The sequence below is a fragment of the Megasphaera hexanoica genome (assembly GCF_043520715.1).
GTDB classification, from domain to species: Bacteria; Bacillota; Negativicutes; order Veillonellales; family Megasphaeraceae; genus Megasphaera; species Megasphaera hexanoica.
The window spans coordinates 1,256,283-1,278,305 of record NZ_CP171361.1; the positions used below are offsets into that span (position 1 = coordinate 1,256,283).

Below are 22,023 nucleotides of genomic sequence, written 5' to 3' on the forward strand. Positions count from 1 at the left end.
CGATAGGCTTTTTCCTGGATTTGCCTGTCGAGGAGTATGCATCCTGGCAATCTATCATCAACGCTGAAATCGAAAGAGAAAATAAAGCGATAGAAAGCGCTGGGAAAGGAGGACGCCGTGGCTAATAGAGTACTTGAAATGGCCATTGCGATAAAGGGACAGCTGGATGGCAGCGTTGGCAGTGCCATGTCGCGGGCTGTTGCTCAGGCCAAACAGATGCAGTCACAGATTAAAACTGCAAACCGGGAACTGCAGAACTTGCAGAAACAGGCGGCTAAACAGCAAAACAGCAAAGGATATGTCGAATATGATACTGAATTGGCTGTTTTACAAGCTCAGGTCAGAAAGAACGAGCTGGCCAAGCAATACGAAGGGACAATGAACCGTATCAATGCAAAGCAAAAGGCATCGGCAAATTTATCCCAGGCTGTAAGCAATCTCAAAGCCGGAGCTGTCGCCGCGGCGGCTATTGCGGCACCTCTGGGCATTGCAGCCAATGAAGCCATTAAGTATGAATCGGCCATGGCTGATGTCAGGAAAACAGTAGATTTTGACACGCCTGAGCAATTCAAGCAAATGGGCGCTGATATCCTGCAGATGACGCAGGAATTACCTATGTCGGCAGAAGGTATTGCCCAGATTGTAGCCGCTGGTGGGCAGGCAGGCATCGCACGTGAAGATTTGAAACAGTTTGCTACTGATGCGGTCAAGATGGGCATTGCATTTGACATTACCGCTGACCAGGCCGGCGAAATGATGGCCAAATGGCGCACAGCGTTTGGCATGAGTCAGGGCGAGGTTGTACAGTTGGCGGATCAGGTCAATTACCTGTCGAACACAACAGCGGCAAGCAGTGATTCTATATCGGATATTGTTACCAGAGTCGGACCTTTAGGCCAGGTTGCTGGCATGAGTGCGGCACAGGTAGCCGCTGTTGGTGCTTCTATGGCATCCGTTGGCGTACAGTCAGACGTAGCAGCAACGGGCATCAAAAACATGGCCTTGGGTCTGGTAGCAGGTGAAGGGGCAACCAAGTCACAAGCGGAAGCTTTTCAGCAATTAGGACTTTCAGCGGAGGATGTAGCCAAGCGGATGCAGGAAGATGCTCAGGGAACGATTATTGATGTGCTGTCCCGGGTTAAACAACTGCCGAAAGAACTGCAGGCTTCTGTATTGAGTGATTTGTTTGGCAAAGAATCTATCAATGCTATTGCGCCACTATTGACGCAGCTGGATACTTTAAAGGATAACTTCAACAAAGTTGGCGATTCAACGCAATATGCCGGGTCGATGGAAGCAGAATATCAGGCACGGGCAGCGACTACAGCCAATCAGTTACAGCTGGCCAAAAACAATTTAGTGGCGGTGGCCATTAATATAGGCAGTATCCTATTGCCGGCTATTTCATCAGTGGCAGGGACTTTGGCCACAGCGGCAGGAGGAATCGCCTCGTTTATTTCTCAGCATCAGCAGTTGGCAACAGTCATCATTGGCGTCATAGGAGCTGTACTCGCACTAACTATGGCCGCACTGACCATTCGTGCCGCCGTTGCCTATTATAAATATATGGTTGCCACTATCCACATGATACGGGATGCTCACGTAGCCGCTACTGTTGCCAGCAGAGCATCCACTGCGGCCACATTTGCTGCAGGAGCAGCACAGCGGGCATTCGCAGTGGGAGCACGATTGGCAGCCGCGGCACAAATGGCACTCAATGCAGTTATGTCTATGAATCCGTTTGCTTTGATTGTTATTGCTATTATGGCAGTAGTTGCGGTATTGGTATACCTGTGGAATACGAATGAAGGCTTTAGAGCTGCGTGCATAGCTGCATGGGAATCCATTAGTTCAGCTGTATCCAGCGCATGGCAGACCATTTCTGATGCGGCCAGTGCAGCTTGGGACTATATAACCAGTGCCGTGGACAGCGCTTACAGCTTCATTGTAGGTATCCTGGATTCCATCGCCGCAGCGGCACAAGCTGTCTGGGATTCAGCGGTAAGCGCGGCAACTTCCTGTTGGAATACAATTGTGAGTACCGTAAGCGATGCGGTAAATACGATACAAGGATATTGGGATAGCATGAAAAACTTCCTGTCTGATCCGATACAGGGAACTATCAATATCGTAAAGAACATTGCAGGCGGTGGAGATGAAGCCGGTCAATCCGCAAGCGGTGGCGTTTTTACAAGGCCATATTTGACGTGGGTAGCCGAAGCCGGACATCCAGAAGTCATTGTCCCGATTACCCATGACGCCAACGCCTATAGCCTGTGGGCTAAAGCAGGGCAGATGCTGGGCGTATCTCCGAGTACATCAGTCAATGTGTCAGCTCCATCTGTTTCCGGCGGCAGTGGCCGGCAATATACATTTAGTCCGACCATTGTGGTGCAGGGTGCCGGACCGAACACCAAACAGGAAATATCCCAGCTCATGGATCAGAAGATGCGTGAATTTGAACAGATGATGAAGCGGGTAGAATCGAACAGGAGGCGGTTGAGCTATGAGTAATGCATACAGTACCGTGCAGGGCGACATGTGGGACATGATTTCCTATCGTGTTTACGGCTCTGAAAAGTATGTAAAGATATTGCTGGAAGCCAATCCGGAATATCGGGATGTCGTTGTTTTTCCGGCTGATATCGTGTTGACATGTCCGACCATAACGCCGACAGATACAACAAAGCTACCTCCGTGGAAGCGGTGATTAAATGGCAGTACTGCAATCCTTACAGAAAAAAATAACAATACTAAAAGCGCAGGCAACAGCCGGCTTACTCGCACAAGAGCATATCAGCCGGCGCGCATGGCTGAGTGTAACGTACAATGGGAAGGATATTTCGGAATCACTTGTACAGTACGTGCTGAGTTTTAGCTATACAGACAATCTGACCGGGCAGGTAGATGATATCTCTATTACTCTCGAAGACCGCGCTGAACTGTGGGAAGCTGACTGGATGCCAGAAAGAGGCGCTACATTAGATATTACGATTTGTACATATAACTGGTCAGATCTATACAGTGAAGAAGAGGATTTAAAGCTGGGAAAGTTTGAAATTGATGAAATTGAAGCAAGCAGTGCACCGAATGTCGTAACAATCAAAGCTGTGGCCATATCCATCGGTGATGACAGTACACTGCGCAGTACACTGCGCTCGCATACTTGGGAAAATATATCCGTATGGAAAGCAGCCAATGATATTGCTTGGCAGAATGGCATGAAACTGCAGTGGTACTGTGATGAAAATCCAAATATAGACAAGCTTGAACAGAGTGATGAATCGGATCTGGATGTATTGCAGAAAATTTGTGATGATGCCGGCTTTGCATTGAAAGTCACAACAGATACCATCATCATTTTTGATGTTAAAAAGTTTGAGCAGAATGATGTGTATGCAGAGTATTATCATCCGGGTACAACCATATTGGATAATGTAGAGGACCAAACAAAACCTGTTCAGACAGATGCGCTGTTGAGTTATAGCTTTAAAGCAAAAATACGGGACGTATATAAAAAATGTCATGTCAAATATGCTAAAGACAAAGATAAGTCGGTCATAGAATCGACATTCGTTGCTCCGGATAAGCAAGATAAAGACGGGGCGACACTGGAAATACATCAGCAGGTGTCTTCTCAGGCGGAAGCTGACCGACTGGCTAAAATTAAATTACGGGAAAAGAATTGTGAAGAATTCACGGGCAGTTTTTCATCTGATGGAAATATTGGCCTTTGTGCAGGAGAAACCATTGAGATGTTGGGATTTGGAAATTTTTCCGGAAAATATATCATCACCCAGACCAAACATGACATCAGCAGCAGTGGCTTCACCAGCAGCGTAGAAATAAGGAAGTGTTTAGATGGCTATTGATAACGATATTATTAAATTATTGATGCGGTGCGTGCGTGTAGGACGAGTGTCGTCCGTGGATCCGGCAGATGCATCGGCCAGAGTGACATTTCCTGACCATGACGACGTGGTATCCCCACCGCTGAAAGTCATCATGAGAGGATGCAAAGTAGAAAAAGATTATTGGATGCCTGCTGTGGATGACCAGGTAGTTTGCCTTTATGCCGCAGATGGTGGGGGAAAAGGCATGGGGGCCGGATACATACTGGGTACGATTTACAGCACTGTAGATGCGCCTCCTGGTGGCGGTTCACGGGTACTCAATGTGCCAGGGGATTTACATATTACCTGTGGGAGTTTAGATATCTCTTCTGGTGCCGGAGATGTTACAGTAAATGGCATTTCTCTGGTCAATCATACTCACGGTGGCGTACAGTCCGGCGGAAGCAATACGGGCAAACCGCAGTAAGGAGAGAGGCTTATGTATATCGGATATATGGGATCAATCATATTCGGGGTATCTGAGCATTATCTTGTTACGCCGGATGAAGTCAGCAGGTCCGGGGAGGCGCGATGGCAGACACATGATTTGATCATGAATAAGCCTGTAGCACAGTTTATCGGGCCAGGGCAGGAAGAACTATCGTTTAAATTACGGCTCATGACGCAATATAATGCGACTCCAGAAAGACAGCTCAAGACACTGCGGGAGATGCGTGACAATGGGATGGTGTTTCCTCTGATTATCGGCGGGAAGCCAGTATCTCAGAACTACTGGTATTTGGAAAGTGTGGAAGAGGCAGAAGCTATCTACAACGCATACGGAAGAATCTTGTATATTACGGCCAATGTCAAACTCAAAGAATATGATTTGGAAAATACGGATGAAGAATCGAGCATCAATAAAGCTGGCAGAGCGTACAACGTTGTCACTACATTAGTTGGAGGTGGATTGTAATGCAATACGAAGTATCGACAAAAGACCCGGAGAAAATAGATATTTCGCCGAAAAATGAAGTAACCGAAATATTGCAGAACGTCCGTACGATACTGGCAACGACTAAAGGGACGATACCATTGGACCGGGAATTTGGTATTGATGGATCTGTCATTGATATGCCGACGATGCAGGCGCAAGCATACCTGACGAATGAAATCTTCCAGGCAATCCGGAGATATGAGCCCAGAGTATCTATTGATAACATTACATTCGATGGTGATATTTCCGGGAAATTGATTCCAAAGGTGGTGATTACAATATGAAATTAGCAGATTTACCAGACATTGAATTTGCCGATGCAGATGAAGAGACTGTAAAAGCGGCAGTGCTGGCAGACTATACAGAAATCACGGGCCGGACACTGGCAACAGGAGACCCGACAAGGCTGTTCCTGCTGGTGATTGCAGAACTCATTATCCGGTTGCTGAACAAGATGAATTATACGGGTAAACAGAATCTGTTGAAGTATGCAACAGGGGATAATCTGGATGAGCTGGGCACGTTTTCCGACACTGACCGGATTCCGGCGTCTGCCGCCACAACGACACTCAAGATTACGTTGTCGGCAGTACGAGAACAGGAAACCATTATTCCCAGCGGAACACGGGTAGCAACTGCCAGTGGCATATATTTCGCCACCGATGAAGATGTAGCCGTGTTAGCCGGCAATACAACAATAACCGTAAAAGCAACCTGCCAGACGACCGGGGCGACGGGGAACGGCTTCCTGCCCGGGGAAATCAACAATATTGTGGATCCCATCGCGTACGTGGAATCAATTACCAATACGACAACAAGTGATGGTGGCGCAGATGAAGAAGACGATGACGCATATCGGGAACGGATTCATGAATCGCCGGAACGGTTTTCCACGGCCGGGCCGACAGGTGCCTATGAGTACTGGGCAAAATCGGCCAACAGCTCCATCATTGACGTGACAGTATATAGTCCGTCGGCAGGCGTCGTAGAAATACGGCCATTGCTGACAGGTGGTACAATTCCGGAACAGGAATTGCTGGATGCAGTTGCCAGTATCCTGAATCAGGAAAAAGTACGGCCACTGACAGACCAGGTACAGGTCAAGGCTCCGGAAGCGGTTAGTTATGATATCACACTGACGTATTACATTGACCAGGGAACATCCGAATCGACAGTACAGGAAGCGGTATCTGCAGCTATAGACAGCTATAAGTTATGGCAGTCAAAGAAAATTGGCCGGGATATCAACCCGTCGAGGCTGATTGCCGATGTGATGGCCGTAGCGGGCGTCAAGCGTGTAGTCGTGACCTCACCAACATTTACGGAGCTGACAAATGTGCAGGTGGCGCAGGCAGGTACAGTAACGGCCAGCTTAGGAGGTAGCGAAGATGAATGACGATGAATACAAGATTGCTGAACATTTGCCGTCATCCATTGATGCGGAACCTATATCTACCCTGGCCAATGTCGTTGATGCGGAAATAGAGAAAATAAACCCGGACCTGCTTTTGATTTATCCGGCTATAGACAGCTTGAACGAACAGTTGATAGACTATTTAGCTGTCCAGATGCATGTGGACGAATATGACGATACGGCCGATTTAGATATCAAAAGGCAGCAAGTCAAGCAATCTTTCCTGCTCCATCGCTTGAAAGGTACAAAGTATGCGGTGCAGAAAGCGGTATCGACAGTGTACCAGTCGGCGAAAGTCGAAGAATGGCCGGAATACAGTGGAGAGCCCTATCATTTCCGGGTGGCAGGTATAACGGCACCGATGAATGAAACAAAGACCATCAATAAACTGGTACGGCTGATTAATGCGTACAAAAATACCCGTTCTTGGCTGGACTATGTACAGTTTAGCAGACGGTATGGCCAGAAATTTTTATTTGGTGGAAATGTAAACCTGGTACGGAAAACGACGATTACGTTTGATATAAAACAGACGATAATCACGCAAAAAAGCATACATGTATTAGCTGGCGTCGGTGTATATAAGGAGGTAACGATTAATGGCAAATTGGAATAAGATAACCATGACAGCTGTCGGGGCCGCATTGCAGGCTAAAGTCAATGCCGGATTGACGACACTGAAATTCACACGTGTGGCCATCGGATCCGGGACAAGAACTGGCGATTTAGGCAGTGCGACCGGGCTGGTAAAAGAGGAACTCACATTGGGCATTAATAGTATCACCCAGAATGGGAGTACTGTTACCTTGGACCTGACAATCAGCAATAGCGGCATTACGACGGGTTTCAAAATCACAGAAATGGGATTGTTTGCAACTGATCCTGATGACGGAGAAATCATGTATGTAGCCCTTATTGATGATAATCCGGACTATATGCCGGCAGAAGGAAGCAGTACAGTCGTACAGCAGGAATTTCAACTTGTATTTACAATGAGCAATACCGGCAATGTATCAGCAACAATTAATCCTAATGGGTTTTTGACGGTGGCTCATAACACGGACGAAGCGGCTCATGAAAATATCTTGATGGTAACATCGACAGCGGATAAGCCAGCATCTATGTCAGACCGGGGTATGTGGGTCGAAATCGTCGAGTAGGTGATGCACTATGCTAAAAATCAAGGACATGGACATCTACTATATCCGCGGCGACGATGACGGATTCAGTATCCAGCCGACTGCGGACGATGGCACGGAAATCACGGGTTTCACGGGCGTATTCTCAGTAAAGAAGTCATATGATGACACAAATTATGTACTGCAGTGTCCGATGGATGGGACTGTAGTGAACCTGACGCATGATAAGACGAAGAATCTGGCGTATGGCGATTACATATGGGACGTTGAGCTTACTCTGGCAGATGGCATCCGTCAGACTATTGGGCCAGGCAAGTTCCATTTATTGCCGGATGTGACAATTTAAGGAGTGATACGATGGAAAAGCTACACGCTGTATTGTCAGCATCTGGAATCATATCCGCAAAAATGACGGCAGGCGTACCCCTGAAGACATCCATCAAGACCAGTGGATACAGTAAGAAAGCAATGGTACGGATGCCCAGAAAAAGCTACTTTCCTAGCCTGGGAGACGTGGATAAACTTTATATCGATGAAAATGAAGGGATTATCTACTTATGGGATGCAGATGCATTGACGTATATACCCATAGCCAGCGATTGGCATCAAATTAATGTGATAAATGGAGGGGAAGCATAATGGCAACACAAATTCTTAAAAACGTAATCTTACAGCTGCGGACTGGCTCTGCAACCCAGTGGGCCGCATCCACCCGAATCCTGGCCGTGGGCGAACCCGGCGTAGAGACCGACTCTGGACGAATCAAGATAGGTGACGGTACTAATCTGTGGTCTGCACTGCCCTGGTCCGGCGCAGCAATCGGTAAGAGCAGCACCAACGGAGCCCTGACAATCAATGGAGCGGACGTGGTAGTGTACGTTCTGCCAACAGCCACCAGCGATACCCTGGGGGGCATCAAATCCGCCAGCGGCACCGGCAAGGTCACTGTGGACAGTGCGACTGGCACCGCCTCTGTAGGCAACGTAACCAGTGCAGACAAGCTGGCTACCGCAAGAACAATCAGTCTATCCGGTGACGTAACTGGTTCCGGGAGCTTTAACGGATCTGCTAACCTGGCCATCACTACTGCTCTGGCAGGGCAGGCCTTTACTGCCGGCACATACACCAAAGTTACCGTCAACACCAAGGGCATCGTGACCGGTGTGGCCCAGCTGAGCGCATCTGATGTGCCTGGCGGGATAAGCGCTGGTAAAATCAGCGGCCTGGGGACGGCAGCCACCAAGAACACCGGTACGGCCTCCGGCAATATCCCGGTGCTGGGGAGCGACGGAAAATTGGACACTGCAGTACTGCCAGCGCTGGCTATTACTGACACGTTTACGGCCACCAGCAAGGCGGACATGCTCAAACTGACCGCTCTTGACACCGCCTGCCGATGCAGTGACCAGCGTCAACGGAAAGACTGGCGTAGTCACCCTGACCACCGCCAACATCTCAGAAGGGTCAAACCTATACTGGACCCAGGCGCGGTTTGACACGGCTTTTGCCGATAAAAGTTCCACGGAGCTCAAGGACGGGGCAACTATCGTCCATACGACTGACACCGTGGTCATCAACTGCGGGAATGCATAGGTGGTGATTCAATGGCCACAAAAACAATAAACGGCCAGGTTAAGACCAGAATCGATACTGCGGCAAATTGGCAAAGCGTTAACCCGATACTATTGGCCGGGGAACTTGGCATTGAGTCCGACACACATCGGATGAAGGCCGGTGACGGAACGACAGCCTGGAGTAGTCTGCCATACTTGCAAGGTCCATCAAACGTCACACTTAGCGTCGAAGCTTCAGCGGAATCAAGTACCTGGATAGAAGTGCCTACAGAGGACATGTATATAGGCGGAACGGAACCAACTAGCCAGAACACAATCTGGCTTGAAGTAAGCGAATAGGAGGATAACAACATGAGCATTTTAAAAGGCATTTTACATCACTGGAATAAAACAAGCAGCTCATATGATACCATTCATCCGGAAACGGAATCTGCACAAATCACAGACTGGGACGCCGGTATCGGCGCTACGCTTGCAAAAACAACACTCGGAAGTCTGATAACCACGCTGTCATCCGATTCTTTTGCAGCTAAAGTCGTAAAGATGGTTCTTGATGCTACCGGAGTGAAGTACAGCATGGGCACGAATGGATACTTCTGCTTCGGGTCGCTTTTCGGTGGCCTAATTATACAGTGGGGAAACGGATATGGATATTCAGATCCGGACACAAATAATGCGAGTTATTATATAAAATACCCAATTGTCATGGATAAAGTATTAATTGGATTAAGTCAAGTGTCTAGCGAAGTAAACGACGATATATATGTCAGATTCATAAAGAAAAACGGTAAATTCTTTTTGTTAGACACTGACAGTAGCAATGATAATATTCCTTGTGAGTGGATTGTACTCGGGTATGTCAAATAGCTTTACAAGTTTTATCACATCACTAATTCCCCACTGTTTACCTTCCGATTATCAAAACCAAAAACTCTGGGTCCCCAGATGCTGCTTGTGATGCAATCGTTAAAGAAGTATTTGACGGAGCATGAATCTGAAACATTGTCGTCCTGTCATGATCAATATCTGGCGAGTTGTCAAGATGCACAGCGGTCGCTGTAAAAAACTGCATCATTGCCAGAGGGTAAGTGCATTTTACTTCTATACCTTGTCCTTTTATCCACTGTTTAGTATCCCATTGCTATTACGTAAACTTCAGCAGAGTCTATCGATGAGCGTATGTAGCACTGGCTTGTATTCAAATAAGATATTTCTAAGTATATATCTATTCTTGATGAAAGACTGTTGTAATGAGTAGTATTTATAACATATTGGGTATTATAAAAAGAAATGGGGAATGTAACCCATCCGCCACCGGAATTGCTCAAGCTATATCTTCCCCACTGTTCAACAGTGGGTAGTTCTGAGCATGACTAATAGAACAAGCTTCACTATTACAACCCCAATTGCTTTTAGTAGGTGCTTGGCTGGCGTTGTATCTGATTATGGTGATGCACGGCTTTCATTTGGATTCAACCATGATAAGCTTGTCTGCTATGGTCCAGGTCTATCCACCCCTACAACTTGCAATATTATCATGATTGGTATTTAGACAGTGGGGATATGGCAACGAGGCTATGCCACTTAACCTGCCTTTATCGGCAGCGATATTAAGTATTGTCGGGATGCACGAAGGCACCACTAAACAAGTTGTGACTTACTCGGCAAGGCAAAATAAATGGATTGGAGACGACTCGGAATTAGCCCTACTATACATTGCTCTCTGTAAATAGACAGTGGGGAGTTTATGGCCGTGCAGATTTGGGAGTAACTTTCCCGCTTGCATTTAACCAATTGTTTGCAGTCGTGCCTGCCTGGGCTGGAGGCGGTACGGAGCAATCATATGCATGGACAATTGCGAATGAATCATCATCTGGCTTTTCCGTATATCGGCAAGGCGGAAGCATCGGCGTTTATTACATCGCAATAGGCAAGTAGACAGTGGGGAAGAGTATCGGGGACGCCTAATGATTTAAATACATGGGATACCACAAAAGGGTACGAAGTACGAGTTGTCGCAACCCTGCCCATAAATTTTAAAAACTCGGGTTTATTTGCGGTTGCCAATGTTTTGGGTGATGCTGGAAACGTTGTAGATGAAAAAGCAGAGTGCAGCGGCCTGGGCAAAAGCAGCATGAATGTGAAAATAGCAAGCAGTCGTCAAGGGAATCCATTAGAAGTATGCTACTTTATCCTAGGATATTAAACAGTGGGGAGTTATGTCAGAAGAAACTAGTACTAGTTTCAACGTGAATTTAAATGTCACAATGAATGTTATATGCGCTATCCCGTACGATATATCATCTAACCCATCAAGCATATGTTACCTGTGTTGGATGAATGAAAAAACGACTACTATGACATTAGCATTTTGCGCATCAACCGTTCCATACGGTTTGGGGTGGATTGCTATCGGCAAATAATAATGCAACGTGATTTATTAGTTCCGTCATTTCCGCTCGAAAATTCATTATGTATTTTAAATCTGACAGTACCTAGTTCATTCGCAAGTGGAGTTGTAGTGTTGGACGTTGTTTCATGTATTGCAACTACGCATAGCAATTCTGTTGGTGGTGTAAGCGGAGGATACACCCATTGTTCTTCCGCTAACAATCCCCACTGTCGAAAGAAGGTGATTTTATGGAAAAACAGATTTTATTATTACTCGGAGAAGAAAACGAAAAAGAGAGCGTAGCGGCATGTTGGTTAGGGGTAAAAGATGCCATTGATGCACTTGTCGAGATATCTGAAAGCTATGGAATGCAATTTAGTGATGACCTTATAAAAGGGCTCTATGATGAGTTAGAAAATCATGTAAATCAAATAAAAAAAACATGATTATCAAAAATATTTAGTTAAATGAGAAATACGGAAGTACGGGGGTGAGCGAAATTGTTTGATTTTAAAATGTTGTAATATGGGAAAATTTATAGAATTTTATCATTGCAAATCATGATCGTGAAAAAACGCCAGCGAATGCGGATTTAAACCCATTCGAGGCGTTTTTATTTTGAGCAGATCATGAGCAATTACTTAAGTAGCTCAATACTTTTTCGTAGTTGTCTAAGGCTTTTATGAGTATATACCCGGTCGGTCACGTCTCCAGTGGCATGGCCCAGAATTTTCCGCTTCGCGTTTTCATTGGCTCCGGCATTGTCCAGGAGCGTTGTAAACGTATGCCGGGTATCGTGCGGCGTATGCTTTTCACCCCGGATTTGCTTCATCACCTTATGCCAGACAGTTGCTCTGTACCTGGCATAGTCATAAGGCTTACCAGTATTGTCACAGATAAGATATTGACTTGGCTTGTTTATTCGAGCCTGCACCAGCGGTAGAATCCTGGAGTGAATAGGGATGACGCGAATTCCGGAAGCCGTTTTTGAGTGCGTGATGCGGATATATTTTTGCCGGAGGTTGACTTCCGCCTTCACGATATTAAGCATTTCAGAAACACGCATACCTGTATAGAGAAGAATCAGGACCGTATCAACGCCAGGATAATCAAGCGCATTCCACAGCCGATTGATTTTCTGCCGGCTGATGACATGATGCGGATAAACTGGGTGATTACGCCCGATGGATAAGAGCAGAGCATAATTTGTCCGGCAGATGTTTGCCTTGATAGCGTACTTATACATCAAGCTCAACAGGTTTTTTACCTTCTTACAACTGCTGTATGACAAACCGTTTTTACGCATGCAATTGATGACAGCTTGCAGATCCAAATATTGTAAATCGGGGAAGCACTTATTATAAAGAGTGGAACAATGAGAATAGGCATATTCATATCCAGTAAGCGTACTCTTGGAAAGTATGCGATCCTCGTCTTTATGAAATGATAACCAGCGGAAATACAATTCAGCGAAAGAAATTTTCTTATGAGAAGGGAGGAAGTCGCGATGATTATCTTCAAAAAATTTAGCCTGGAAAACTTTAGCATCATATATCGTTTCAAACGCTGCAATGTATTTTTGTCGGCCGTTAATTGTTGCTATAAATGCGTACGGCCTCCTCCGATTGCCGCTCATCAGACGTATACAGCCGTAACCGTTTGGATTTTTCATTTTTACCACAACCTTTTTTATCATAATTATAAGATAAGGAGTGATGCCAAGTGGCAAATACTAACGTTGATTATTATTGTGCGGCATTTGATGCCAACGGCAAGCGAATTTACTCAGATATCTGCGATTTCGACCCGACGAAAGACAAAAATGCGGATAAAGTGCAGGTACTCAAAGACAAGGCCCAAAAGGCCGTATCCGATGCCGCCACAATTGAAATCATTACAGCAGAAGATTTCTGCGAATATTTAAATGGTAAAATACGCGGATCTGACGGGAAACCAACCGAATATATCCCACCAGAACCAACGGCAGAGGAAAAAGCCGCAAGTAAGCAGGCGTCACTGGATGCAGAGTATACAGCAGCCCAGCAGGAGCTGGGGCAATCGTTACTGGTTGCTAACCTTAATGGCGACACCGATGCTGCGGCAAGTATTCAAGGAGAATTTGCGAGTTTGAATACATACTACAAAGAGCAGAGCGATGCTATCGCCGCCGAACTTACTGCAGCCGCAGAAGGGAGTGATAAATAATGGCCTTTAAACTGAAGAAAAGATGCAAGTTCTGCGCCCACACGCTGAGGGATGACGGGACCTGCCAGAATCCAAAATGTGTGAACTATACGGAAGAACAGAACGAAAGTAAAGACCAGGAAACGAAAGCAGGTGGTGAATCGTAATGAATTCACTACTTGCTTTTTTTCACGAGATGGCCCCATCCGGACATCAAATAGGATGGGGGACAGTAATATCATGTATTGGTACTGGATTTTCGTATTTAATTGGCTGGAATGATGTGATTGAGGCTCTCTTAGTGGCCATGGCTATTGATTATATTACGGGAATTTTGGCAGCATATATCAATCCTGATATGCAACTCAATAGTCAACGTGGATTTAAAGGAATATGCAAAAAAATTGTGATATTGTTATTGGTTGCATTGGCTCATGAATTAGATCGAGCAACTGGGCAACCTGCTGTACAATCACTGGTCGTGTGGTTTTTCCTCGGGAATGAAGGGTTATCAATAATTGAGAATGCAGCTAAAGCGGGTTTGCCTATCCCTAAAAAGCTACGAGATACGCTAGAACAACTGACCGATAAGAAAGGAGAAGAAAAACAATGAGAGTATTTTTAAATCCCGGTCATGCGCCGAACGGGCAGCCGGATCCGGGGGCCGTCAATGAAGAATTGGGATTAAGAGAATGCGATATCGCTAAAAATATTGCTGATGAATTAGAAGGCTATCTTGTCGCTGCAGATGTAGAAGTCGTCGGCAATATGCAAAGTGATAGTCTTGAAGAGATTTGTGAAGCGGCCAATGCCAGTGGCGCAGACCTGTTTATAAGCATACATTGTAACAGCTTTAATGGCAGCGCAAAAGGCACGGAAGTATGCGTATACCCAGGCTCTACAGCAGGACACAAACTGGGTCAGTGCATTCAAACAGAAATCGTTGATTCTCTGTATACGGTTGACCGCGGTTTAAAAGAACGTGTCCCTGGGATTAATGGTTTGTATGTGCTGAATAACACTTCTATGCCGGCTGTTTTGGTTGAAACCGCGTTTATCGACAATAACGAAGATGGTACCAAGCTCCGCGACAAAACAGATGAATTTGCAGCGGCTATTGCACGGGGCGTAACGGACTATCAATTACTGTAAGGAGGATTAGATTATGAGCAAATGGACAGAAGTACGGGACGGCTTAGTAGATGCACTTAACGTTGATGAAGTTACGGAAGCTGCCAAAAATCAGATTGTATCAAGTATGACAACTGAAGGCATGGATGCGATTGAAGCAGTAGCGGATAAATTCGTGGCTCAAATTCAGGAACAGGCTTCGTTAGAAACCGGATGGAATGCAATTCGCGATAAATTTGTTTTACCATTGCTGATTAATGGCGGCATCTGGCTTGTAAAATTAGTGTTGAGCAAGAGTACGACATCTGATAACAAATAGATACAGAAAAGCCCGTAACCTCAGTGTTTATCTGTGGTTGCGGGCATATTTTTTTATTTTAATCAATCGCAAAAGATTGGCAATACATCGAAAAAGATGTATAATATATTCAGGAGGTGAGAGATATGACGGGTATAGAAAATGCCCTTCAGGATTTGGCAAATGTAATTACAATCTTGGCTGGATTCATTACATTATACCAATTCATGAAAGGCAACTAGTTGGTAAAGGGGTGGGGCGAAAGCTCTACTCCTTATATACCCATCATAACACAATGGATAAAAAATTTCTACAATTACTGATTACGATTTTAGCAGTATTGAGTTGGATTCGTGTTTATTTTTCGCAAGATATTTTGTCGATAGTTGCTTCAATAGTTATCACAGTGGCACTGGCTTGTGTAATATTAAAAAAGAGGTGATATAATGAGTGCATTGGAGGACATTATGACTGCAAAAGAAGCGGCTGAGCGTTGGGGGCTGGCACCAATTACAGTCAGACAAGCTTGCACAGGCTATAAAAAGGCTCCGCCCAGATTTATCAATACAGAAGCAAGAAAGTCAGCTGGGACGTGGCTTGTAACCCGTGCTGGCATGGAAAGGCTTTATGGACCAGAACCAAAACATTAAGCTACATATTTTGAACATATAAAATGATTTATATAAAATGCAAGAAGGTTAGAGTGAACATTTATACGGTTCACCACAGGCAGCTCATACATTTTGTGTGAGCTGCTTTTTTTATCCGCGATCTTCCTAAGAATCTTCCGTTTCTATATACGTGAGAGGTTCAAAGCTTGTCATTTACAAGTATCTTTTTTTTATATACAATAGATACTTGGGTAGTGTACCTTTGTTTTTTTTATAAGGAGTACTCTTATGAAAATTTCTGAACTTGGTGAATTTGGCTTTATTGATGCCATTAAAGAAGATACGTTGTTCAATCCGGACCCTGTCGTCATCGGGATAGGTGATGATGGTGCCGTATATAAAACTTCTGCCGGTATGGAACAGGTTGCTGTTATTGACACGATGGTGGAAAACAGCCATTTTATCATTCATCGCACGGGAGACTGGTATGATGTTGGATATAAAGCTGTAGCTTCTAACCTCAGTGATATCGCTGCTATGGGTGGTGTTCCTACGCATATCGTTTTGTCTACGGCAATCGCTCCGGATATGGAAGTGGATGGCCTTGTTTCTCTATATGATGGCATTAAAGATATCTGCCGTTCTTATCACGTCAACATCCTTGGCGGAGATACAGTCACTTCTAAGGAAGGGATGGTCATAACCGTTGCGGCCTTCGGTGAAATAGAAGAAGGAAAGGCGATACGCCGCAGCGGTGCCAGACCAGGAGATATCGTGGCTGTATCGCACACAATCGGCAATTCAAGTGGTGGATTGGCAGTGCTTCTACAAAATCATGATGGCTATTCCCAGCTGAAGCGGGCTCATCGATTTCCTGTCCCGCAAGTTGAACTTGGGCGGCTTCTGGTTAAATACAACTGTCATAGTCTGAATGATATCAGTGATGGACTTGCTAGCGAGAGCAATGAAATAGCCAAGGCCAGTGATGTACGTCTGGTTTTAAAGAAAGAAGCCATTCCGGTTAGTGATGAACTAAAAGCCTGGGCCAGAGAATCGAAGACAAATGTCTGGAAGTATGTCTTTAATGGCGGGGAAGATTATGAATTGATCTTTACGATGGAACCGGCTGATTTTCATGCGCTTCAGGCGGAATATTCTGATGTGACTCAAATTGGTGTGGTCCGTTCGGGTAGTGGAGATGTACTTCTCGTAGACGGTGATTCTGAATCAATTCTGGCTCCTACTGGCTGGACTCATTTTTAAGGAGGCTCTGATATGGACATTGTGACACAGTCAGAACAAGAAACTATCAATCTGGGTATGGCTATAGGATCCGCGTTACATTCGGGTGATGTTTTGGCACTGCATGGTGATCTGGGGGCAGGAAAGACCCATTTTGTCCAGGGGATTGCCCGGGGAATGGGAATTGATGCGAATGTAGTCAGTCCTACTTTCACTATATTGAACTTCTATGAACACGATATTCCGTTGCAGCATTTTGATTTTTATCGCCTAGAGGAAGAGTATGAGCTGGATGACCTGGGATTTGATGATTACATTACCAGTGGCGTTACGGTTATAGAATGGTCAGAAAAATTTTCTGATCGTCTTCCTGACGATGCATTACATATTACGATAAAAAAGACCAGTTTGACCGGGCGGGTTTTCCAATTTCAATTTATCGGTGATCGCTGGTTACAAGTAGAAAAAGAGGTACAGAAATATGCTATTAGCCATTGAAACGTCAAGTCTCGTATCCAGTGTAGCCCTGTTGCATGAAGATTCTCTCCGTGCGGAATTGACGATACAGGCAAAACTGACCCATTCGGAGCAACTCATGCCTCATATTGCCGATATGCTTGAGAAGGCATCTGTCAAAAAAAATCAGATTGATGGCGTTGCTGTTTCCATAGGACCTGGTTCATTTACGGGACTGCGCATCGGCCTGGCATCTGCTAAAGCATTGTCTTTCGGTTGGCAGGTTCCCATCGTGGGAATTGAGACGCCTCAGGCATTAGCCTGGAATTTTATTGGCATGTCTTATCCTGTCTGTGTACTCATTGATGCACAAAAGGGGAATGTATATGCTTCTACATATCTCTGGCATGAATGGGATCTCGAAGAATGCAGTCCGATTTCGGTCATGCCCCTGACGGATGTTCTGGCGACTTGCAAGTCACAAAGCGGACCGGTTGTATTTTGTGGTGATGGGGCTATTCTCTATCAGGAACAGATAAAGAATGCATGTCCTGCGTTTTATCTTGCCCCGCCGACAATGCGCATCCCACGGGCAGGAAGCCTGGCAATGGCGGCGGTCAGACGGCTTGATGCCGGTGATTGTGATGATTGTATGACGCTGACACCAGCATATAAACGACGCAGTGAAGCTGAAGTATTATGGGAAAAACGGCATGGTGAAAAGCTATGTCTATGATTGTACGGCCAGCCGTGCGACAAGATGCGGCTGGAATTTATGATATTGAGACAGAATCCTTTTCTGTTCCATGGTCCAGAGAAAGCATCGACCACGAACTGGAACATACAGAATTGACACGGTATTACGTACTGGTTCGCGATGACGGATATATAGCCGGATATGCCGGGTTGTGGCGTGTTACCGACGAAGGCCAGATCACTAATATTGCTCTGCGTAAAGACGTGCAGGGCAAGGGCTATGGTGAGCTGCTCGTCCGGGTTATGATGGAAAAGGCTTTTGAAGAAGGTTGTATGGATATATTTCTGGAAGTACGGGTCTCCAATATACCGGCGCTGGGATTATATCGCAAACTGGGATTCGAAGTCCTTTCTGTACGCAAGAGCTATTATTCTGAGCCTGTGGAAGATGCCTATGTCATGGGATGTCAGAAGGAAAAATATAAGTGGGCTGTAAAATAATAAAAAGGATGAACGTATTATGTATACATTAGCTTTGGAAACAAGCTGTGATGAAACATCGGCTGCTGTTATTCGGGACGGTCGTCACATCTGCTCAAACATCATTTCGACGCAGGTACCGATTCATCGCAAATTTGGCGGTGTAGTACCAGAAATTGCATCACGCCAGCATATTGAATATGTTATGCCTATCATCAAAGAAGCTTTGGATGAGGCGGGAGTCGATATCCATGATATTGATCATATCGGTGTCACATATGGCCCTGGCCTGGTAGGGGCTCTCCTGGTAGGAGTTGCCGCTGCGAAAGCACTCAGTTTTGCCCTTGATAAACCGCTGGTTGGCGTTAATCATATGGAAGGTCATATTTTTGCAAATTTCCTCAGTCATCCTGAACTGGAACCGCCGTTTTTAGCTCTCGTCGTATCAGGCGGCCATACCCAGCTGGTTACGATTAAAGACTATAACTCCTTTGAATTGCTGGGGCAGACACGGGACGACGCAGCTGGGGAAGCGTTTGATAAGATTGCCCGCGTCATGGGATATCCCTATCCCGGTGGGCCACAGATTGATGCACTGGCAAAAAAAGGAAATCCTGATGCGATTGTCTTTCCCAAGGCATTGCACGAAAAACATAATTTTGAATTTAGTTTCAGTGGACTGAAATCGGCTGTTCTTAATTACCTGCATACACAGGAACAGCGCCATGTCGGTTACAGCCCGGAAGATGTCGCTGCCAGTTTCCAGAAAACCGTAGTGGAAACATTAGTAGAAAAGACAATGGATGCAGCCCGTTGGAGTGGTATGAAACAAATTGCCGTAGCCGGAGGCGTTGCTGCCAACAGCGGCCTTGCGGCTGCGATGGAAGCTGCTTGTGCAAAGAGGCAGTATAAGTTGTACCGGCCGGATCCCATCTTATGTACCGACAATGGGGCTATGATAGGCTGCAGGGCATATTATATGGCTATAGACGGGCGATTTGCCGATCTGACGTTGAATGCACGCCCTGCATTATCTATTACGACATGCTGAGGTGACTGATATGTCTCCCATAGAATCGATTTGCCAGAGTGCCAGTTCTTTATCAGATGTGCAAATCCACATTTTAAAAAATAGTGAAAAATTGTTACAGTTTGCCAGTGATTTATCTCACAGGAAAATCTATGTGTATGTCCCAGGCCAGGAAGCGGGGACCTTGGTCCTGACAGCACAGAGACGCCCTTTTTTTCAGGAATCAGACAGCTTGACTGCACTGCCTGATTCCGGAGTAGTCGTTACCCGGTATGATGAGCCGATTGTATGGCAGGTATTAACGACTGGGACTCCTTTGAAAGGGACGATAGAAACGAATTATGGCCAAATGGAGCCCATTTCCTGTTATCCCTTTGTCGATAATGGAGGACTTACTATTGGTGTCATTTCTTTTGTGGGACGGATTGAAAACAGCCGGGATGTTTTGACGGAAACGGCTTTTTTATCTTTGCAGGTACCCATTGAAGAGCACATGAACCGCTTATATCAGCGTTTATCTTTGCAAGATGGCATTATTCTCGTCGATGGTAATGGTACAATCCGCTATGTAGACGATATGGCGGAAAGCATCATGCAGCTGCGGGGACGTTTCAAACGACTGACTGGTGAAAATATTTATAGCAGTCAGTTCCATTTTGCCGGAGTAAAACAGGCACTGGAAACCCGGCAGGGTTCGGTCGTAGATGTACAGCATGGAAAAAATGTCTTTACGAGACGGATTATCCCTATTCTGCGGCGGGGACGTGTTGATCGGATTATTGTGGTTATTACAGAACGGACGGAGCTGTACCAAAAGGAAGAAGAATTGATGATTAAGACGTCAGTCATCAAGGAAATCCATCACCGCGTCAAAAATAACCTGCAGACCATAGCCGGTTTATTGCGCATGCAGCTGCGGCGCGTCCAGAGCGAAGAGGCAAAGGAAGCGTTGAATGAAAGCCTGAATCGCATTATCAGCATTTCTCTCGTTCATGAGACCTTATCCCATCATGATGAAGAATATATTGATATATCTGATGTAGCAGAAAAACTATTGTCACTGGTATTGCATAGTCTCGTGAGTACAGAAAGCCATATTATACCGGTTTTCCATGGGCAGAAATTGATGATGCCGTCTGATGCAGCCACATCGTTATCACTGGTCCTGAATGAATTGATTACGAATTCTGTACTGCACGGGCTGTCTGGTCGCAAAGAAGGCATTATTACGCTGCAAATCTGTTGTCAAGGGGAAACAGCAGATATCACGGTAGAGGATAATGGCTGCGGTATGCCGGAAACGATGACTAAGGACAAGCGTCACCATCTGGGACTAAAAATCATCAAAACGTTGGTTGAGAAAGATCTGCACGGGACCATCATTTTTTCCGGGGCAGAACCGGAGGGAACCCGGGCAGTAATTCATTTTCCAATAGAAAAAAGGGGAGATTAAAATGGGGTATCGTGTGGTTATCGGTGATGATGAATCGATTATCCGAATGGATCTGGCGGAAATGCTGGAAGATGCCGGTCATGAAGTAGTCGGAGAAGCTGCCGATGGAGTGGAAGCGCTGGAGCTGGTGCGTAAAATGCGACCCGATATCGTATTGCTTGATATCAAGATGCCGCGTTTGGATGGAATCCATGCAGCCCGAATGATGGCTCATGACCATCTGGCGCCCGTGTTGCTGCTGACGGCGTACAGCCAGCGTGATATCGTCGATAAAGCGAAGGATTCGGGTGTTTTGGGATATCTGGTAAAACCCGTATCACCTACTAATTTATTCCCTGCTATGGAAATTGCCGTGTCTCAATTTAAAAAGCAGCAGGAAATAAATGCCCAGCTCGAACAGATGAATGAGCAGATAGAAACGCGCAAAATCGTGGAACGGGCAAAGGGCCTCATCATGGATTTATACCATATTCCGGAAGAAGAAGCGTATCGCCGGTTGCAGCAATACAGCATGAAAAAACGGACGACGTTGAAACATGTTGCAGAAGCAGTCATTGCCAGTATGGCAAAGCAAAATAATCGTCGATAGTGGATTGTACCAGGCAGATTTTTGCCTGGTATTTTTTTCCTAATTAAAAAAAACTATTGACTTTTTTACCTTTACTGGGTAATATATATATTGTAGTTAGCACTCGGATATAGTGAGTGCTAATAAAGAGAATGACATAACATGTTAGGAGGAATATACAATGTTAAAACCTTTAGGAGATCGCGTTGTCATCCGCGTATTGGAACAGGAAGAAAAAACTGTCGGTGGGATTTATCTGCCTGATACAGCTAAAGAAAAACCGTGCGAAGGTGAAATTATTGCAGCCGGCCCGGGCAAACTTCAGGAAGATGGTTCCCGCGTTGCGTTAGATGTCAAAGCAGGCGACAAAGTTATTTTCTCTAAATATGCAGGAACAGAAGTCAAATATGAAGGAGAAAAATATTTAATCGTCAGCGAACGCGATATTCTGGCAATTATGTAATACGAGACCTGTAACGGTCGTTATCATGGAATATATACTTATAATACAGGAGAGTGTTTAAC

30 protein-coding genes and 1 pseudogene are annotated in these 22,023 nt (G+C 45.5%); 29 read left to right on the top strand and 2 right to left on the bottom strand.

Annotated features, from left to right (window positions below; translation table 11 throughout):
• Nucleotides 1–117: 117 nt before the first annotated feature.
• From ACGTIC_RS06080 to ACGTIC_RS06135, 12 genes and pseudogenes are all read left to right on the top strand, one after another.
• On the top strand, nucleotides 118–2,514 hold the full coding sequence (locus ACGTIC_RS06080) for a phage tail tape measure protein (RefSeq protein ID WP_257536544.1): 2,397 nt from the start codon (nucleotides 118–120) through the stop codon (nucleotides 2,512–2,514).
• Nucleotides 2,507–2,710 carry a tail protein X gene (locus tag ACGTIC_RS06085; RefSeq protein WP_059076850.1) on the top strand — a complete coding sequence of 68 codons (204 nt, stop codon included), beginning with the start codon at nucleotides 2,507–2,509 and terminating at the stop codon, nucleotides 2,708–2,710. The genes ACGTIC_RS06080 and ACGTIC_RS06085 overlap by 8 nt, the downstream gene beginning before the upstream one ends.
• Nucleotides 2,711–2,714: 4 nt before the next feature.
• Nucleotides 2,715–3,872: a phage late control D family protein gene (locus ACGTIC_RS06090; RefSeq protein ID WP_113856236.1), complete on the top strand. Its 1,158-nt coding sequence runs from the start codon at nucleotides 2,715–2,717 to the stop codon at nucleotides 3,870–3,872.
• Nucleotides 3,862–4,320 (top strand): phage baseplate assembly protein, encoded by a 459-nt coding sequence (locus ACGTIC_RS06095; RefSeq protein WP_113856235.1) that lies wholly within the window; start codon nucleotides 3,862–3,864, stop codon nucleotides 4,318–4,320. Before ACGTIC_RS06090 ends, ACGTIC_RS06095 begins: the two co-directional genes overlap by 11 nt.
• 12 nt (nucleotides 4,321–4,332) lie before the next feature.
• A complete protein-coding gene (locus ACGTIC_RS06100; protein WP_059076852.1) occupies nucleotides 4,333–4,809 on the top strand; it encodes a phage tail protein in 477 nt (158 codons plus the stop codon).
• Nucleotides 4,809–5,114 carry a GPW/gp25 family protein gene (locus ACGTIC_RS06105; protein ID WP_059076853.1) on the top strand — a complete coding sequence of 102 codons (306 nt, stop codon included), beginning with the start codon at nucleotides 4,809–4,811 and terminating at the stop codon, nucleotides 5,112–5,114. The genes ACGTIC_RS06100 and ACGTIC_RS06105 overlap by 1 nt, the downstream gene beginning before the upstream one ends.
• Nucleotides 5,111–6,226 carry a baseplate J/gp47 family protein gene (locus ACGTIC_RS06110; RefSeq protein ID WP_113856234.1) on the top strand — a complete coding sequence of 372 codons (1,116 nt, stop codon included), beginning with the start codon at nucleotides 5,111–5,113 and terminating at the stop codon, nucleotides 6,224–6,226. The genes ACGTIC_RS06105 and ACGTIC_RS06110 overlap by 4 nt, the downstream gene beginning before the upstream one ends.
• On the top strand, nucleotides 6,219–6,860 hold the full coding sequence (locus ACGTIC_RS06115; RefSeq protein WP_113856233.1) for a phage tail protein I: 642 nt from the start codon (nucleotides 6,219–6,221) through the stop codon (nucleotides 6,858–6,860). The genes ACGTIC_RS06110 and ACGTIC_RS06115 overlap by 8 nt, the downstream gene beginning before the upstream one ends.
• Nucleotides 6,844–7,404: a phage tail protein gene (locus ACGTIC_RS06120; RefSeq protein ID WP_113856232.1), complete on the top strand. Its 561-nt coding sequence runs from the start codon at nucleotides 6,844–6,846 to the stop codon at nucleotides 7,402–7,404. Before ACGTIC_RS06115 ends, ACGTIC_RS06120 begins: the two co-directional genes overlap by 17 nt.
• Before the next feature lie 10 nt (nucleotides 7,405–7,414).
• Nucleotides 7,415–7,729 carry a hypothetical protein gene (locus tag ACGTIC_RS06125; RefSeq protein WP_113856231.1) on the top strand — a complete coding sequence of 105 codons (315 nt, stop codon included), beginning with the start codon at nucleotides 7,415–7,417 and terminating at the stop codon, nucleotides 7,727–7,729.
• Between the two features lie 11 nt (nucleotides 7,730–7,740).
• Complete coding sequence (locus tag ACGTIC_RS06130; RefSeq protein WP_113856230.1) at nucleotides 7,741–8,022, top strand: hypothetical protein; 282 nt, start codon at nucleotides 7,741–7,743, stop codon at nucleotides 8,020–8,022.
• A pseudogene (locus ACGTIC_RS06135) lies at nucleotides 8,022–8,153 on the top strand (hypothetical protein); the annotation flags it as partial. The gene ACGTIC_RS06130 and the pseudogene ACGTIC_RS06135, both read left to right, overlap by 1 nt.
• Nucleotides 8,154–8,408: 255 nt before the next feature.
• Here the strand turns inward: ACGTIC_RS06135 and ACGTIC_RS06140 are convergent.
• Nucleotides 8,409–8,819, bottom strand: a complete 411-nt coding sequence (locus tag ACGTIC_RS06140) for a hypothetical protein (protein ID WP_257536543.1) — start codon at nucleotides 8,817–8,819, stop codon at nucleotides 8,409–8,411.
• A 168-nt stretch (nucleotides 8,820–8,987) separates the two neighbouring features.
• Here ACGTIC_RS06140 and ACGTIC_RS06145 point away from each other — a divergent pair, with 168 nt between their 5' ends.
• From ACGTIC_RS06145 to ACGTIC_RS06155, 3 genes are all read left to right on the top strand, one after another.
• Nucleotides 8,988–9,296 carry a hypothetical protein gene (locus tag ACGTIC_RS06145; RefSeq protein WP_113856228.1) on the top strand — a complete coding sequence of 103 codons (309 nt, stop codon included), beginning with the start codon at nucleotides 8,988–8,990 and terminating at the stop codon, nucleotides 9,294–9,296.
• Between the two features lie 12 nt (nucleotides 9,297–9,308).
• Entirely contained in the window at nucleotides 9,309–9,824 is a 516-nt protein-coding gene (locus ACGTIC_RS06150; protein ID WP_394522599.1) for a hypothetical protein, read from the top strand.
• A gap of 1,773 nt (nucleotides 9,825–11,597) precedes the next feature.
• Nucleotides 11,598–11,795: a hypothetical protein gene (locus ACGTIC_RS06155; protein ID WP_113856226.1), complete on the top strand. Its 198-nt coding sequence runs from the start codon at nucleotides 11,598–11,600 to the stop codon at nucleotides 11,793–11,795.
• A gap of 191 nt (nucleotides 11,796–11,986) precedes the next feature.
• Here ACGTIC_RS06155 and ACGTIC_RS06160 read toward each other — a convergent pair whose 3' ends face one another.
• Nucleotides 11,987–13,021, bottom strand: a complete 1,035-nt coding sequence (locus tag ACGTIC_RS06160) for a tyrosine-type recombinase/integrase (RefSeq protein ID WP_113856225.1) — start codon at nucleotides 13,019–13,021, stop codon at nucleotides 11,987–11,989.
• A 50-nt stretch (nucleotides 13,022–13,071) separates the two neighbouring features.
• Here ACGTIC_RS06160 and ACGTIC_RS06165 point away from each other — a divergent pair, with 50 nt between their 5' ends.
• The 14 genes from ACGTIC_RS06165 to groES all read left to right on the top strand — a co-directional run bounded on the left by ACGTIC_RS06165 (nucleotide 13,072) and on the right by groES (nucleotide 21,961).
• Nucleotides 13,072–13,554 carry a hypothetical protein gene (locus ACGTIC_RS06165; protein ID WP_257536542.1) on the top strand — a complete coding sequence of 161 codons (483 nt, stop codon included), beginning with the start codon at nucleotides 13,072–13,074 and terminating at the stop codon, nucleotides 13,552–13,554.
• Nucleotides 13,554–13,700: a hypothetical protein gene (locus tag ACGTIC_RS06170; protein WP_162816278.1), complete on the top strand. Its 147-nt coding sequence runs from the start codon at nucleotides 13,554–13,556 to the stop codon at nucleotides 13,698–13,700. The genes ACGTIC_RS06165 and ACGTIC_RS06170 overlap by 1 nt, the downstream gene beginning before the upstream one ends.
• Complete coding sequence (locus tag ACGTIC_RS06175; protein ID WP_113856224.1) at nucleotides 13,700–14,146, top strand: holin family protein; 447 nt, start codon at nucleotides 13,700–13,702, stop codon at nucleotides 14,144–14,146. Before ACGTIC_RS06170 ends, ACGTIC_RS06175 begins: the two co-directional genes overlap by 1 nt.
• The gene (locus ACGTIC_RS06180) at nucleotides 14,143–14,685 is read left to right on the top strand and encodes an N-acetylmuramoyl-L-alanine amidase (protein ID WP_113856223.1); all 543 of its coding nucleotides are present in this window, start codon (nucleotides 14,143–14,145) and stop codon (nucleotides 14,683–14,685) included. The genes ACGTIC_RS06175 and ACGTIC_RS06180 overlap by 4 nt, the downstream gene beginning before the upstream one ends.
• A 13-nt stretch (nucleotides 14,686–14,698) precedes the next feature.
• Complete coding sequence (locus tag ACGTIC_RS06185; protein WP_113856222.1) at nucleotides 14,699–14,983, top strand: hypothetical protein; 285 nt, start codon at nucleotides 14,699–14,701, stop codon at nucleotides 14,981–14,983.
• Between the two features lie 425 nt (nucleotides 14,984–15,408).
• Complete coding sequence (locus tag ACGTIC_RS06190; RefSeq protein ID WP_113856221.1) at nucleotides 15,409–15,612, top strand: helix-turn-helix domain-containing protein; 204 nt, start codon at nucleotides 15,409–15,411, stop codon at nucleotides 15,610–15,612.
• A 249-nt stretch (nucleotides 15,613–15,861) separates the two neighbouring features.
• A complete protein-coding gene (gene thiL, locus ACGTIC_RS06195) occupies nucleotides 15,862–16,836 on the top strand; it encodes a thiamine-phosphate kinase (protein WP_059077372.1) in 975 nt (324 codons plus the stop codon).
• A gap of 12 nt (nucleotides 16,837–16,848) precedes the next feature.
• On the top strand, nucleotides 16,849–17,313 hold the full coding sequence (gene tsaE / locus ACGTIC_RS06200) for a tRNA (adenosine(37)-N6)-threonylcarbamoyltransferase complex ATPase subunit type 1 TsaE (RefSeq protein WP_075582127.1): 465 nt from the start codon (nucleotides 16,849–16,851) through the stop codon (nucleotides 17,311–17,313).
• Nucleotides 17,297–18,007, top strand: coding sequence for a tRNA (adenosine(37)-N6)-threonylcarbamoyltransferase complex dimerization subunit type 1 TsaB (gene tsaB / locus ACGTIC_RS06205; protein WP_113856220.1), 711 nt, complete (start codon nucleotides 17,297–17,299; stop codon nucleotides 18,005–18,007). The genes tsaE and tsaB overlap by 17 nt, the downstream gene beginning before the upstream one ends.
• On the top strand, nucleotides 18,004–18,468 hold the full coding sequence (gene rimI / locus ACGTIC_RS06210) for a ribosomal protein S18-alanine N-acetyltransferase (RefSeq protein ID WP_075582502.1): 465 nt from the start codon (nucleotides 18,004–18,006) through the stop codon (nucleotides 18,466–18,468). The genes tsaB and rimI overlap by 4 nt, the downstream gene beginning before the upstream one ends.
• A gap of 19 nt (nucleotides 18,469–18,487) precedes the next feature.
• Nucleotides 18,488–19,498: a tRNA (adenosine(37)-N6)-threonylcarbamoyltransferase complex transferase subunit TsaD gene (gene tsaD / locus ACGTIC_RS06215; protein ID WP_059077369.1), complete on the top strand. Its 1,011-nt coding sequence runs from the start codon at nucleotides 18,488–18,490 to the stop codon at nucleotides 19,496–19,498.
• 10 nt (nucleotides 19,499–19,508) lie between these two features.
• Nucleotides 19,509–20,930: a sensor histidine kinase gene (locus ACGTIC_RS06220; protein ID WP_206085100.1), complete on the top strand. Its 1,422-nt coding sequence runs from the start codon at nucleotides 19,509–19,511 to the stop codon at nucleotides 20,928–20,930.
• A gap of 1 nt (nucleotide 20,931) precedes the next feature.
• Nucleotides 20,932–21,519, top strand: coding sequence for an ANTAR domain-containing response regulator (locus ACGTIC_RS06225; protein WP_059077367.1), 588 nt, complete (start codon nucleotides 20,932–20,934; stop codon nucleotides 21,517–21,519).
• Between the two features lie 160 nt (nucleotides 21,520–21,679).
• Nucleotides 21,680–21,961 carry a co-chaperone GroES gene (gene groES, locus ACGTIC_RS06230; RefSeq protein WP_059077366.1) on the top strand — a complete coding sequence of 94 codons (282 nt, stop codon included), beginning with the start codon at nucleotides 21,680–21,682 and terminating at the stop codon, nucleotides 21,959–21,961.
• The last annotated feature ends 62 nt before the right edge of the window (nucleotides 21,962–22,023 follow it).

What these genes read in the sequence shown, in the direction of transcription:
- ACGTIC_RS06085 (WP_059076850.1), top strand. Translation starts at nt 2,507, where the DNA reads ATGAGTAATGCATACAGTACCGTGCAGGGCGACATGTGGGACATGATT.
- ACGTIC_RS06090 (WP_113856236.1), top strand. Translation starts at nt 2,715, where the DNA reads ATGGCAGTACTGCAATCCTTACAGAAAAAAATAACAATACTAAAAGCG.
- ACGTIC_RS06095 (WP_113856235.1), top strand. Translation starts at nt 3,862, where the DNA reads ATGGCTATTGATAACGATATTATTAAATTATTGATGCGGTGCGTGCGT.
- ACGTIC_RS06100 (WP_059076852.1), top strand. Translation starts at nt 4,333, where the DNA reads ATGTATATCGGATATATGGGATCAATCATATTCGGGGTATCTGAGCAT.
- ACGTIC_RS06105 (WP_059076853.1), top strand. Translation starts at nt 4,809, where the DNA reads ATGCAATACGAAGTATCGACAAAAGACCCGGAGAAAATAGATATTTCG.
- ACGTIC_RS06110 (WP_113856234.1), top strand. Translation starts at nt 5,111, where the DNA reads ATGAAATTAGCAGATTTACCAGACATTGAATTTGCCGATGCAGATGAA.
- ACGTIC_RS06115 (WP_113856233.1), top strand. Translation starts at nt 6,219, where the DNA reads ATGAATGACGATGAATACAAGATTGCTGAACATTTGCCGTCATCCATT.
- ACGTIC_RS06120 (WP_113856232.1), top strand. Translation starts at nt 6,844, where the DNA reads ATGGCAAATTGGAATAAGATAACCATGACAGCTGTCGGGGCCGCATTG.
- ACGTIC_RS06125 (WP_113856231.1), top strand. Translation starts at nt 7,415, where the DNA reads ATGCTAAAAATCAAGGACATGGACATCTACTATATCCGCGGCGACGAT.
- ACGTIC_RS06130 (WP_113856230.1), top strand. Translation starts at nt 7,741, where the DNA reads ATGGAAAAGCTACACGCTGTATTGTCAGCATCTGGAATCATATCCGCA.
- ACGTIC_RS06145 (WP_113856228.1), top strand. Translation starts at nt 8,988, where the DNA reads ATGGCCACAAAAACAATAAACGGCCAGGTTAAGACCAGAATCGATACT.
- ACGTIC_RS06150 (WP_394522599.1), top strand. Translation starts at nt 9,309, where the DNA reads ATGAGCATTTTAAAAGGCATTTTACATCACTGGAATAAAACAAGCAGC.
- ACGTIC_RS06155 (WP_113856226.1), top strand. Translation starts at nt 11,598, where the DNA reads ATGGAAAAACAGATTTTATTATTACTCGGAGAAGAAAACGAAAAAGAG.
- ACGTIC_RS06160 (WP_113856225.1), bottom strand. Translation starts at nt 13,021, where the DNA reads ATGAAAAATCCAAACGGTTACGGCTGTATACGTCTGATGAGCGGCAAT.
- ACGTIC_RS06170 (WP_162816278.1), top strand. Translation starts at nt 13,554, where the DNA reads ATGGCCTTTAAACTGAAGAAAAGATGCAAGTTCTGCGCCCACACGCTG.
- ACGTIC_RS06175 (WP_113856224.1), top strand. Translation starts at nt 13,700, where the DNA reads ATGAATTCACTACTTGCTTTTTTTCACGAGATGGCCCCATCCGGACAT.
- ACGTIC_RS06180 (WP_113856223.1), top strand. Translation starts at nt 14,143, where the DNA reads ATGAGAGTATTTTTAAATCCCGGTCATGCGCCGAACGGGCAGCCGGAT.
- ACGTIC_RS06185 (WP_113856222.1), top strand. Translation starts at nt 14,699, where the DNA reads ATGAGCAAATGGACAGAAGTACGGGACGGCTTAGTAGATGCACTTAAC.
- ACGTIC_RS06190 (WP_113856221.1), top strand. Translation starts at nt 15,409, where the DNA reads ATGAGTGCATTGGAGGACATTATGACTGCAAAAGAAGCGGCTGAGCGT.
- thiL (WP_059077372.1), top strand. Translation starts at nt 15,862, where the DNA reads ATGAAAATTTCTGAACTTGGTGAATTTGGCTTTATTGATGCCATTAAA.
- tsaE (WP_075582127.1), top strand. Translation starts at nt 16,849, where the DNA reads ATGGACATTGTGACACAGTCAGAACAAGAAACTATCAATCTGGGTATG.
- tsaB (WP_113856220.1), top strand. Translation starts at nt 17,297, where the DNA reads ATGCTATTAGCCATTGAAACGTCAAGTCTCGTATCCAGTGTAGCCCTG.
- rimI (WP_075582502.1), top strand. Translation starts at nt 18,004, where the DNA reads ATGATTGTACGGCCAGCCGTGCGACAAGATGCGGCTGGAATTTATGAT.
- tsaD (WP_059077369.1), top strand. Translation starts at nt 18,488, where the DNA reads ATGTATACATTAGCTTTGGAAACAAGCTGTGATGAAACATCGGCTGCT.
- ACGTIC_RS06220 (WP_206085100.1), top strand. Translation starts at nt 19,509, where the DNA reads ATGTCTCCCATAGAATCGATTTGCCAGAGTGCCAGTTCTTTATCAGAT.
- ACGTIC_RS06225 (WP_059077367.1), top strand. Translation starts at nt 20,932, where the DNA reads ATGGGGTATCGTGTGGTTATCGGTGATGATGAATCGATTATCCGAATG.
- groES (WP_059077366.1), top strand. Translation starts at nt 21,680, where the DNA reads ATGTTAAAACCTTTAGGAGATCGCGTTGTCATCCGCGTATTGGAACAG.